Source organism: Nonlabens marinus S1-08 (assembly GCF_000831385.1).
Classification (GTDB): Bacteria; Bacteroidota; Bacteroidia; order Flavobacteriales; family Flavobacteriaceae; genus Nonlabens; species Nonlabens marinus.
Map to the genome: position 1 here is coordinate 2,280,870 of NZ_AP014548.1, position 11,712 is coordinate 2,292,581.

The following is an 11,712-nucleotide window of genomic DNA, read 5'->3' on the forward strand; positions in this document are numbered from 1 at the left end:
GTAGGAGCGAGAGGAAGACACTAGAGTAGATCGGGAGTCTTGAAATTTTGTAGCCTTGTGATTGGTTGTTGATTTTGGCAATACTCGCTTTCGAATGATTTAGAAATCCAGGCCTTAGATTCAAAATTTCATAGCGGAGAGCTACGGCCGCAGGCAATTGGCCTGAACGGTCTCGGATGAGTAGTTGCGTGGGTTAGCAATTAACTTTGCAAGTACGCACCAAACTGAAAATCCGCGAGGATTTTCGTAAGTCGGCAGTGACCTAGTAATGAACATGGGCGTTGTTACAAGCTGGCTTTTTAAATTCCGATTATCTTTTTAAACTTTTTTGGGTATTTATGTCTAAAAAACATACTTGAGGAAAAAAGTCCAAGTATTATCATAAAAGGGAAAAGGAAATATAATTCAGATTTCGCATCGTTCATATCGTATATAATTGTTCCGTCATCTTTTTCTATCTCAAATATTACTGGGTTCCATATTTTTGATTCATTTTTTTTTATCCAAACTTTTACTGTTTTTGAATTAAGTAATGATTTTTTTATGTTTTCATATTTTTCATTTCGGTAGTCATATCCAATGTTTTTAGTTAGCGAATAGATTTGTGTCTGTCCAATTATTTGCAACTGTAATTGAGATTTCGTGCTTTTTACTTTATGAAGACCTCTGTCTGTGACTATTTGTGTATAGTAGGTTTCTATTTTTTTTATTTCTCCAGTTTTAGAAATCAGTGAACTTTTTAATGTGAATAAAGTTGGCGCAAAAAAGTATAAAGCACAAAAAATGCAAGTGATTCCGAAAGTTAAATTCAATTCTGTGTAGTAATTTTTCCACCACTTTTTACTATTCATAAATTCAGAGTAAGTTGCTCATTCAGCTTGCTTGTAACGGCAAAGGTATAATGCGTGTGAGGCGTTCCCTCACATTTGGTTGTTACCTTGCCTTTTAATGGTTTTATTTGATGAAGATAGTTAATGTCATTGAAATAAAGCCTCGCGTGGAGCATTTGGAACGACTGATGCGCATTATGCATAGTTGATGACTGTTGGTGGAGGAAGCGATGACTTATCTAAGTACAGACCTAATTATTAATCGGGCTTTTCACACCTTTGCAGTTTCTGTCTCCGACGAGCGAGGGTAGGAGCGAGAGGAAGACACTAGAGTAGATCGGGAGTCTTGAAATTTTGTGGTCCTTAGGACTGATTACTAGTTTTGGCATTGCTCGCTTTTGAATGATTTAGAAATCCAGGCCTTAGATTCAAAATTTCATAGCGGAGAGCTACGGCCGCAGGCAATTGGCCTGAACGGTCTCGGCTATGAGTAGTTGCGTGGATTAGCACTTAACTTTGCGAGTACGGACCAAACTTAAAATCTGTTAGGATTTTCAGAAGTAGGCGAGAACAAGCAATTACTTATCGCCATTATTGTGCGAAGTTATTCTTTAGTTTTTCAAATTCCTTTTCGTATTTCTCAATTCGAGTTTGGTCTTTTGTCGATAAAAGAAATGGTTTTCTTTTTCCGATAATCATTCTATCATAAACCAAATTTCCATTTTCATCTTTTATTTCGACTTCGTGATAAGGTCGAAACATTGAACATTCCGTTTTGGTCAATTTGACTGCAAGATTTGCATATTCTTTTGTCGGAAACTGATTCGAAAGTTCGAGTATTTTTAAATTTCTCAAATTTGTAATTGGTTCAAGAGATTCTTCTGCGACTTTTATGTTAGTCAGTCTCAAATATTCCAATTGAGGAAGTTTAGAAAGTACTTTTAAGCTGTCAACTTTTAACTTTTTATCTATTCCGCCATCTAATGATAAACTTTTGATTTGAGTCGCTTTCTCCAATGCTGACAAGTCTGAAATCTTGTAATAATCTCTAATCGCTAATTTTTTCAAATTCGGATTAGATTCTATATTCCAAAGCTCAGTCGCTTTTGCATTCCATTCCGTTATTAGAGTTTCACACTTATTTAAATTCTCTAAACAACTTAAGTCTTTTGCAAGAAATTGATAAAGACTCACATATTTCGGTTGATTAAGCGAAAAAATTTGTTCGATGTCTTTTTCTTTAGCTCCAATTAACCAAAGTTTTTCAATATTCAGTTCGTTCAAGAGCTTTCTGTTTTTTACGTCCGCACGAATATGCAATTCAGTTTTAGAATTGTCAAAATCTGCCAAATCAGAAATAAATTTTGGCTTTTTTTCAAATCTGTCTATTGTAATATCGCTCATTTTTTAATTACGCACAACGTCTCGTATAAAAACTGTGCGAGCAGCGAGCGTGATTGTCCGCGGGACAATCCGCTAAGCAAGCAAGCGAGCAGGAAGTTTGGATTTAGAACAGGTTTAAGCATTGTTTTTATATGTTGTTGTAGTGCATTTTTATTTTCCAATACCTGTATTGTTGATATGTTCGACTAAAGCATTTTCCAAATCATCAGATACTTTCCAGAACCTATCATCCATTTTTTCAATATCTTCTTCCAGTTGGTCTTCATCAAATTTATCAAATTCTTCTTGTCGGGCATCTGGTCCTTCAGGAACTCCATTAGGGAAATAGGTTTTATTAAATTTTCGTAACTGGTTTGCAACCGAACTAAAATTTAGATATTCCAAATCCTCAATGGTATCGGCATTTTTGTCCGCTCCGTAATTTATATAATGATCCCATAATCCGTCAGTTGTTAAAGGTTCAACATTAAACCATACTCGCTGTTCTCGATTCAATTTATTGTAATACGAGAATCCTAAATCAACAATTTTTTCCCAAGAATCTTGGGCTTCATCTCTTGTCATAAGTTTTGTTTTTTTAAATGCACTACAACGGCAAAGGTATAATGCGTGTGAGGCGTTCCCCACGTTTGGCTGTTACCTTGCCTTAATTAGTTTTGTTTGATGAAGATAGTTAATGTCATTGAATTGTAGCCTCGCGTGGAGCATCTTGCATCCGACGAGCACAGCGAGAGGAATGCAATGCCTGATGCGCTTTATGCATTGTTCGTGCCAGTTGGTGGAGGAAGCAATGCCTTAGCCAAGTACAAACCTATTCTTCGATCAGGTGTTTCACCCCCTTACCGTTTCTATCTCCGACGAGCGAGGTAGGAGCGAGAGGAAGACACTAGAGTAGATCAGGAGTCTTTAAATTTTTTGGTCCTATTGATTGATGGATTGTTTTGGCAATACTCGCTTTCGAATGATTTAGAAATCCAGGCCTTAGATTCAAAATTTCATAGCGGAGAGCTACGGCCGTAGGCAATTGGCCTGAACGGTCTCGTATAACCGTCAGTTACGGGTTAATATGCGTTAATTTTTAGGTATAGAACTGACTATAACAATTCCGAGTGGATTCGGACGTAGTCGAATCCGCCGTAATTGCGGTTATACGTTGTTGGCAACAGTTTTTTTACCCAATAATATAATTCCAAAAATCACATATTTTAAAATCGGAATGAAAGCAATATAACCTTGTAATTCATAATTTCCCTTTCTTTTGTCAATATATGAGTCAAATTCCGTTGGATATTTTTCCATCAAATAATCTGTTCCGAAATATGTAAATAAAAACTGCAATGTGATAATTCCGAAAAACATTCCAATTAGTTTAATCAGAACTTTTCGAGGATCAATTTCAGTTGGATGATTAAACTTGTTTATTAACCATACAATTAGAAACACAAATATGATAAGGCTCACTATTTCAGGAAGCCATAAAATCATTATTGAGTCCGTTTTATTTATTATCAGAATATTTCTAAAAATGTATTCGATTAAACCACAGAATTCAAGTAATGAGAAACATGCAAAAGCACCTATTCCTAAATTATTGATAAAGTCAGGTTGTATTCTTTTCAAATCTTGTTTGGTTTAAATTGTTGCCAACGGCAAAGGTATATTGCGTTTGAGGCGTTCCCTCACAGGTAAATGTTACCTGGTCTTTTAATGGTTTTGTTTGATGAAGATAGTAAAGTAATTGAATTGAAGCCTCGCGTAGAGCATCCTACATCCGACGAGCACAGTGAGAGGAATGCACTGCCTGATGTGCATTATGCGTTGTTCGTGCCAGTTGGTGGAGGAAGCAATGCCTTAGCCAAGTACAAACCTATTCTTCGATCAGGTGTTTCACCCCCTTACTGTTTCTGTCTCCGACGAGCGAGGTAGGAGCGAGAGGAAGACACTAGAGTAGATCGGGAGTCTTGAAATTTTGAGGTCTTTAGGACTGATTACTAGTTTTTGCAATGCTCGCATTCGAATCGTTTAGAAATCCAGGCCTTAGATTCAAAATTTCATAGCGGAGAGCTACGGCCGCAGGCAATTGGCCTGAACGGTCGTGGCTATGAGTAGTAGTGCGGGCGCAAACACGCACTTTTCTTTCGGTTTAACAAAGAGCCAAAACAAGGTTTTGGCGGTCATCGTAAAATAGCAATTTCTTTCGGGTTAATCACTGCATCCCGCATTATTTATAGCCGTTGTTTTGTGTAGGTTATTTCGCACCAATTTCAAATAATTTGCCGTTTACTTCCAATTTCTGTTCAAGGTTATCCTTATGAAATATCATATACATATCATCTTTTACTTTTGATAATTTGACTATTGTATGATTCTCAATTACTTCTAATATCCCAATATTTTCCTTGGTTTTCAAAAATTCAAACCATCCAGGTGATTTAATTAAGCAATAGTCAAACGTTGTAGAACTTAAGTCACACTTATTAAAATTCAATGTTTCGATTTCGGCTTTGTCAAATTTGCAACCTTTCAAATTGCATAAGCCGAAACTACTATTATTAAACTGGGCTCCTGTAAAATTTACATCTTGAAAATCCTTGTCAATAAAAATGTTCAAGCTCAAATCAGCTCCAGAAAAATTCCAATTATGAAAGTTTGTGAGATTATCGGTTATTGAGGTTGTTTTCAAATGGCAATTTGATAAGTCCAATTTAGATTCATTTAGCTTTAGAAGTCTTTTAGCAATTCCTTGTATTCTGAATTTAGCCTCGTCGCTACGCCACCCTCTTAAATCATCCAATTCTTCCTTATATCTTTCAACGTCATTTTCAATCTTAGTTCTTTCCCTTTGTCTGCTATCCTTCCGGTCTTTATAAGCATCGTATAAAGTTATTAAAATACCAAAGACAAACAAGTCAAAAACTAAACCGTGGAATTCTACAAGAATGTCGTGATAGCTAAAATGTGAATCCAATGAATTCAATATTAGGAGCGTAATAACGCCAGTAAAAGCAAGAGCAGTAAATATTATAATTTTGGTATTATCTTTCAACAGTGTTTTTTTTAACTTACACACAACTCGTTATATAAACTCAAAACTACTTTTTATCCGGAGATTTTCATAGGTTAAGTGCAATTATACTGCTCCTATAACAGCTGCAAAATCTTGTCGCGAGCACTCTTTCGCGAAAGCGAACCCATTAAAATAACTTCTTGCGCAATCCTAAAATACCACCGGCGCATGCTAGAAAAAATCCTAATAAGGCGAGACCTATAATCGTTTGACCGTACAGGAGCTTTCCAATGGAAAACAGCAAGCTGTAAACGCCTGCTACACCTAATAGAAAGGCAATGGTTTTAAATTGGAAATTATGAAATTTAGATTCCTTGCCAAAGATGGCTTGGTTGAATTTTGCTAGGGTATCAGCACTAGTAGGTTGGGTCATAAAGGTCACTAAAAGCCAGGCAATGCTGGTCACCAGTACGTTCAAACAAATTTTCTCATAGCCGGCAAGATCTGTAAATAAGGCGCCGTCCAGTCTGGCATTTACAAAAAAGGCAAGTGCCATTATAAAGGAAACTCCCATAGCCGTAATCTCTGACCACGGGTTGATGCGGTACCAGAACCAGCGCAGGATAAACAACAATCCAGAACCAGCACCTATTTGAATGACTAGGTCAAAAGCGTCTTTTGCTTCTTCCAGGACCAGTGCAAGCAAGCCGGCAAGAACCATCATGATCACGATGGAAACACGACCCACCACAATTTTGTTAGTTTCGGTAGCTGTAGGTTTTATAAAGCGGGCGTAAAAGTCGTTGACCACATAACTGGAACCCCAGTTCAAATGGGTGGAGATCGTACTCATAAATGCCGCTACTAATGACGTGACCACCAGACCTAAAAGTCCTGCGGGTAAAAAGGTCAACATGGCGGGATAACTCAAGTCATTACGTATGAACTGGCTGCCCAGCCCAGGGAATGCGGCGGCTAAGGAATCTAAATTAGGGTAAATAATCAAGGACGCCAGTCCAATAATGATCCATGGCCAAGGTCGCAACGCATAGTGCGCCAGATTAAAAAAAAGTACCGCCCATGTGGCATTTTTTTCATCTTTGGCCGCCAGCATGCGTTGTGCTACGTATCCGCCGCCGCCTGGCTCTGCTCCCGGATACCAGGTACTCCACCATTGTACAGCAATTGGAATAATAAAAATCGCCATGAGTAGGTCTGTATTAGAAAAGTCGGGCATCAAGTTGATTTTAGAAATCACGTTAGGGTGGGAGATCAGGTTTTGCATGCCGCCTATTTCTGGTAGATCCAGAATGTACCAAGTCGCCCAGATGGAACCTACCATCGCAATGATGAACTGTATAAAGTCAGTAATCAATACGCCTTTCAATCCACCAAGAAGTGAATAGGCCACTGTAACTATACTGGCAATAATTAGAGTCCTACCTGCGGTAAAGCCAAACATCACATGACCAATTTTAATGGCCGCAAGACAAACGGTTCCCATGATAATGACATTGAATACCACGCCCAGGTAAACTGCTCTAAAACCTCTTAAAAAGGCGGCGCTTTTACCGTCATACCTCAATTCATAAAACTCTAGGTCTGTAGTGATCCCGCTACGGCGCCACAAGCGCGCATAAAAAAAAACGGTCAGCATGCCTGTCAATAGAAACGCCCACCATTCCCAGTTTCCAGCCACTCCAGTAGTCCTTACAATACCAGCCACAAGGTTAGGCGTGTCTGCAGCAAAGGTGGTAGCGACCATAGATACCCCTAACAACCACCAGGGCATGTTGCGACCAGAAAGGAAAAAGGAATCGGCACTTTGAGAGCTTTTACGGGAGACGATAATTCCTACTACTAGGGAAATCACAAAAAAGGCGATAATAATCGCAAAATCAATAAATTCTAAAGCCATGCACTGAAAAGTTATTAACGAAAACGTTTGAATTTTTATAGAATGCTAAATATAAACGAATTCGTAACTTACAATGACGATTCTTTAATAGATTAGCTAGCAGATTGTCAAAAAGAGTGAATGAATAAAATGCAAAAAATAGGTGTGATGACCTCTGGTGGTGACTCTCCAGGGATGAATGCCGCGATACGTTCTGTAGTTCGTACTTGTGCCTATCATGAATTGGAATGCATCGGTATCTACCGTGGTTTTCAAGGATTGATAGAGGGTGATTTTAAGTCTATGGATGCCCGTAGCGTCAATAATATTGTCAATAAAGGCGGTACTATTTTGAAGAGCGCTCGATCTAAGGAGTTTATGACGAGAAAGGGACGTGATACCGCTTTCGCGAAAGCAAAAGAACAAGGACTTGATGCATTAGTCGTTATAGGTGGTGATGGAAGTTTCACTGGAGCCATGATTTTCTCTGACGAAAATGATTTTCCAGTCATGGGAATCCCAGGAACTATTGATAATGACATTTACGGTACCAGCTCGACTTTAGGATACGATACCGCATTGAATACGGTAGTGGATGCAATTGATAAAATACGCGATACCGCTAGTTCCCATAACCGACTCTTTTTTGTCGAAGTAATGGGGCGTGATGTAGGTAACATTGCACTGAACGCAGGCGTTGGAGCAGGAGCAGAAGAAATTTTGATTCCTGAAGAAAATTTAGGTAAAGACCGTTTGTTAGAGAGTTTGAAACGCAGTCGTGCTTCCGGTAAGTCTTCTAGTATCGTTGTGGTAGCAGAAGGTGATAAAACTGGTGATAATGTTTTTGAATTGAAGGATTATGTAGAAGCAAATTTACCAGAATACGAAGTTCGAGTATCAGTTTTAGGTCACATGCAACGCGGTGGCTCACCATCCTGTTGGGATCGAGTCCTAGCGAGCCGTATGGGAGTTAAAGCAGTAGAAAGCTTGATGGAAGGCAAATCTAACTATATGGTGGGTATACAGGATACTAAAATTGTACTCTGCCCGCTGGATCAAGCTGTCAAAGGAAAAACAGATATTGATAAGGAATTGATACGTGTGAGTGATATCATGACGACTTAAAAGTGAAAAACGAAAAGTGAAGAGTGAAGAGTGAAGAGTGAAGAGTGAAGAGTGAAGAGTGAAGAGTGAAAAATGAAAAGTGAAAAGTGAAAAGTGAAAAGTGAAAAGTGAAAAACGAAAAGTAAAAACTGCCATTTTGATTTTGCGTTTTAGTTAGAAAAAAGATTTTAAGAAGAGCGATAGTCTCTTATAAGTACATTAAAAAAATCGACTGTTGGAAAACAGCCATTAATAGTTAAAAAAAACATCATGAGTAAGAAATTGAAATTAGGAATTAACGGATTTGGACGCATAGGTCGTATTGTTTTTAGAGCGACTTTGGAACGTGATAATGTAGAAGTAGTTGCGATCAACGACTTAGTAGATATAGAGCAATTGGCGTATTTACTCAAGTACGATTCCGTTCACGGTCGTTACGGCGGGACGATTGAAATTAAAGACGGGAACTTGATTGTTGATGGAGTGCATGTAAGAGTAACCGCAGAGCGCGATCCAAAAAACTTGAAGTGGGATGAAGCAGGAGTAGATGTAGTAGCAGATTGTACAGGAATTTTTACAGATTTAGACAATGCACAAGCGCATATCGACGCGGGAGCTAAGAAAGTAGTGATTTCTGCACCTTCTAAAACGGCGCCTATGTTTGTAATGGGTGTGAATGATAATGAACTCACAGCAGACCACAAGATTGTATCTAATGCATCTTGTACCACCAACTGTCTGGCTCCTATGGCCAAAATATTGAATGACACCTTTGGGATTGAAGAAGCGTTGATGACTACAATTCACGCTACTACAGCAACTCAAACAACGGTTGATGGACCTAGTAAAAAGGACTTTAGATCTGGACGTAGCTCTATGGTAAATATTATCCCTGCTTCTACAGGGGCAGCAGTAGCTGTGACTAAGGTAATTCCAGCGTTGAAAGGAAAACTCACAGGAATGGCGTTCCGTGTACCAACGGTAGACGTTTCCGTAGTGGACTTGACGGTAAAGTTGAGTAAAGAAACAAGCCTAGAAGAAATTCACGCTGCATTTAAGAAAGCATCAGAAGGTTCTATGAAAGGTGTGGTAGGTTACACGGATGAGCCTGTAGTATCTCAGGACTTTGTAAGCGATCCACGCACCAGTATTTATGATGCTGAAGCTGCAATTGAATTGAATCCATCTTTCTACAAGTTGGTAAGCTGGTATGATAATGAATTTGGGTATTCCAACAAGTTAGTTGACCTAGCTGAGAAAATTAATTCTCTATAATTTCCTACCTACAAAAAAGCTGCTGGATTTCCAGCAGCTTTTTTATTTATTAACTTCAAAATTCCTACCATGATAGTAATTACTGACGGTGGCTCTACGAAATGCGATTGGATTGCGCTAAATGATCAAGGAGAACAGCTTTTCAAATCTAGAACACGCGGCTTAAATCCGGCAATACTTTCTAGCGACGACCTACAATCTAGAATTTTTGAATCGGAGGAATTGGTGAAGCATAAGAATGAAATTAAAACCATTCATTTTTATGGTGCTGGTTGTGGAACAGAGAAGCCCAGACTAGCGCTAGAAGTGATTCTTCAAACCTATTTCTCAAATGCTGATGTGGTGGTTAAAGAAGACACCGCTGCCGCAGTGTATGCCGCAGTAGGAGATGAGCCAGGTGTGGTCTGTATTTTAGGAACGGGTTCCAATTGTTGCTATTCTGATGGGGAGGAAATTCACCAACGTGTTAAATCCTTAGGTTATACTTTAATGGATGAGGCCAGTGGAAACTGGTATGGGAAGCAATTGATACGTGATTATTATTTTAAAAACATGCCAGAGCCTTTAATGGAAGAGTTTGCGAATTCCTACGATATGAATGATGATTTTATCAAGTTCAATTTATATAAGCAACCTAATCCAAACGCTTACCTCGCCAGTCATGCGGAATTCATCTTCCAACATTTAGAAGAAAATTATATCAAGAAACTATTAAGACGAGGATTGAGAAAATTCTCTAGAAATATGATCCTTCAATTTAGAGAAGAGATCAAGTCCCACCAGGTACACTTTGTAGGTAGCATCGCTCATTTTGCAGAGCACCGCATAAAGCAGGTAGCTATTGAGTATGATTACGAAGTAGGAAATATTGTAAGAAGACCTATTGAAGGATTGGTGGAGTACCACAAGAACAAGCTGAAGGCTTAATGAAATTTTAAATATTCTATTTTAAAATTAAATTCTTTGGTTACCTCTCTTGAGGCTAGAATGTTGAATCTATAAATACAGGATAATAATTCCAATTTAGGTTTCCGCTCGATGATGCCATTTGGGGTATTAAATATCTTAAAGTCTGCCATCTCTAAGTGCATGATCTTCCATTGATTAGCCACAATATCTATGGTCAGGCTAAGCTTGTCGCGTTGCCAGGCTAGATCATGTTCCAATTGAAATTGATAAGGAAAACCATCCGTCATGATTTTAAGTTCTATAAACTTATAATCACTTAAATCTTGAGCTTGTTTCTTAGATCGCAACCCTGCCCATCCTGTTTTTAGATCCTTGCGTACACGACCTTTAAATTCAATAAAATCTTCATGCTGAACAACTTCAGCACTTGAATTGCCACCTACTACTTGATCAGTAAAAGGGATCCAAGAAAGACTTTTAACAGACTCACCAAAGTAAATTTCTTTTGGTTTGACAATATGCATACTAAGATGGAAGGGTTATTTGATACGAAAGGTACCAAAGGAAAAGTTTAAATTACAACTTTTGAACGTAGAAATCTGTCGCTGCCCTAGTCGAGTTTGTGAATAAATAGATGACCTGCTCGCTATCAGTCAACTCCATTTGAAAAAGAAATTCTTGGGAAGCAATTTTCCTGAAATCTATATCGTTGACCAACCATTGAGGGTAGCCGGCGACCTGATTCTTTTTAGTGCTTCCTATGAGTTCTTCTTTAGCAGCACGGTAAAGGCTCCATGGGTTTTTAGGTGATGTATCTACGATCTGATGGTGTATGGTAGCATCGTGATGTATGACTTCTTCCCAAATGGGGAGTGATTTTATTTTTACAAGTTCTGATGCAGCATCTAGTTTTTCTGTGAGTATCAATTGCACGTTAGAAGGATCTTGAAACATTTTGTCCTTATTTAAAAATAAATGCAACTCATAAGTCGGATGTGTTATAGTTCCATAATAGGGAACCGCTTGATTTTTACTATTTTTTGGAGGAGGCAATTCTAAGTTAGAAGCTTTGCCCATCTCAAACTCATATGCCGGTAGCAGTAGAGGTTGTAACAGCGAGGTAGCAGTCATCAATTGATTTGCTGTGATTGCAGCCCCTGCATCTCTCGAGCGCATCAGACTTTCATAATATCTAGAGGACTTCCCAAACAATCGTTCCAAATAATTCCACATAGTAAAAAACGTTTTTAACTAAAAAAGAGCGCTAGGAAGGTAGCGCTCTTTTT

Annotated in this window: 11 protein-coding genes; 3 read left to right on the top strand and 8 right to left on the bottom strand. The window is 38.5% G+C overall.

Features of this window, described 5'->3' with window-relative positions; translation table 11 throughout:
- Window positions 1-299 precede the first annotated feature (299 nt).
- The 6 genes from NMS_RS10455 to NMS_RS10485 all read right to left on the bottom strand — a co-directional run bounded on the left by NMS_RS10455 (window position 300) and on the right by NMS_RS10485 (window position 7,159).
- Window positions 300-851 carry a hypothetical protein gene (locus tag NMS_RS10455; RefSeq protein ID WP_041496657.1) on the bottom strand — a complete coding sequence of 184 codons (552 nt, stop codon included), beginning with the start codon at window positions 849-851 and terminating at the stop codon, window positions 300-302.
- A 570-nt stretch (window positions 852-1,421) separates the two neighbouring features.
- On the bottom strand, window positions 1,422-2,234 hold the full coding sequence (locus NMS_RS10460; protein WP_041496658.1) for a leucine-rich repeat domain-containing protein: 813 nt from the start codon (window positions 2,232-2,234) through the stop codon (window positions 1,422-1,424).
- Between the two features lie 150 nt (window positions 2,235-2,384).
- A complete protein-coding gene (locus tag NMS_RS10465; protein ID WP_041496659.1) occupies window positions 2,385-2,798 on the bottom strand; it encodes a DMP19 family protein in 414 nt (137 codons plus the stop codon).
- 582 nt (window positions 2,799-3,380) lie between these two features.
- Complete coding sequence (locus NMS_RS10470; protein ID WP_041496661.1) at window positions 3,381-3,854, bottom strand: hypothetical protein; 474 nt, start codon at window positions 3,852-3,854, stop codon at window positions 3,381-3,383.
- 628 nt (window positions 3,855-4,482) lie between these two features.
- Window positions 4,483-5,280 (bottom strand): pentapeptide repeat-containing protein, encoded by a 798-nt coding sequence (locus tag NMS_RS10480; protein ID WP_158449001.1) that lies wholly within the window; start codon window positions 5,278-5,280, stop codon window positions 4,483-4,485.
- Between the two features lie 148 nt (window positions 5,281-5,428).
- Complete coding sequence (locus NMS_RS10485; protein WP_041496666.1) at window positions 5,429-7,159, bottom strand: sodium:solute symporter family protein; 1,731 nt, start codon at window positions 7,157-7,159, stop codon at window positions 5,429-5,431.
- Between the two features lie 120 nt (window positions 7,160-7,279).
- On the opposite strand from NMS_RS10485, the gene pfkA reads away from it, so the two are divergent.
- From pfkA to NMS_RS10500, 3 genes are all read left to right on the top strand, one after another.
- The gene (gene pfkA / locus NMS_RS10490) at window positions 7,280-8,263 is read left to right on the top strand and encodes a 6-phosphofructokinase (RefSeq protein ID WP_041496667.1); all 984 of its coding nucleotides are present in this window, start codon (window positions 7,280-7,282) and stop codon (window positions 8,261-8,263) included.
- Between the two features lie 249 nt (window positions 8,264-8,512).
- Entirely contained in the window at window positions 8,513-9,517 is a 1,005-nt protein-coding gene (gene gap / locus NMS_RS10495) for a type I glyceraldehyde-3-phosphate dehydrogenase (protein ID WP_041496668.1), read from the top strand.
- A 69-nt stretch (window positions 9,518-9,586) separates the two neighbouring features.
- Entirely contained in the window at window positions 9,587-10,444 is an 858-nt protein-coding gene (locus NMS_RS10500) for a BadF/BadG/BcrA/BcrD ATPase family protein (protein WP_041496670.1), read from the top strand.
- Here the strand turns inward: NMS_RS10500 and NMS_RS10505 are convergent.
- Together NMS_RS10505 and NMS_RS10510 are read right to left on the bottom strand one after the other, a co-directional pair.
- A complete protein-coding gene (locus NMS_RS10505) occupies window positions 10,441-10,950 on the bottom strand; it encodes a CIA30 family protein (protein ID WP_041496671.1) in 510 nt (169 codons plus the stop codon). The two genes, NMS_RS10500 and NMS_RS10505, sit on opposite strands and share 4 nt — an antisense overlap.
- Before the next feature lie 52 nt (window positions 10,951-11,002).
- A complete protein-coding gene (locus NMS_RS10510; RefSeq protein WP_041496673.1) occupies window positions 11,003-11,659 on the bottom strand; it encodes a hypothetical protein in 657 nt (218 codons plus the stop codon).
- Window positions 11,660-11,712 lie beyond the last annotated feature (53 nt).

Bases quoted from the DNA above. Each gene is read 5' to 3' on its own strand.
- NMS_RS10455 (WP_041496657.1), bottom strand. From the start codon at position 851: ATGAATAGTAAAAAGTGGTGGAAAAATTACTACACAGAATTGAATTTA.
- NMS_RS10460 (WP_041496658.1), bottom strand. From the start codon at position 2,234: ATGAGCGATATTACAATAGACAGATTTGAAAAAAAGCCAAAATTTATT.
- NMS_RS10465 (WP_041496659.1), bottom strand. From the start codon at position 2,798: ATGACAAGAGATGAAGCCCAAGATTCTTGGGAAAAAATTGTTGATTTA.
- NMS_RS10485 (WP_041496666.1), bottom strand. From the start codon at position 7,159: ATGGCTTTAGAATTTATTGATTTTGCGATTATTATCGCCTTTTTTGTG.
- pfkA (WP_041496667.1), top strand. From the start codon at position 7,280: ATGAATAAAATGCAAAAAATAGGTGTGATGACCTCTGGTGGTGACTCT.
- gap (WP_041496668.1), top strand. From the start codon at position 8,513: ATGAGTAAGAAATTGAAATTAGGAATTAACGGATTTGGACGCATAGGT.
- NMS_RS10500 (WP_041496670.1), top strand. From the start codon at position 9,587: ATGATAGTAATTACTGACGGTGGCTCTACGAAATGCGATTGGATTGCG.
- NMS_RS10505 (WP_041496671.1), bottom strand. From the start codon at position 10,950: ATGCATATTGTCAAACCAAAAGAAATTTACTTTGGTGAGTCTGTTAAA.
- NMS_RS10510 (WP_041496673.1), bottom strand. From the start codon at position 11,659: ATGTGGAATTATTTGGAACGATTGTTTGGGAAGTCCTCTAGATATTAT.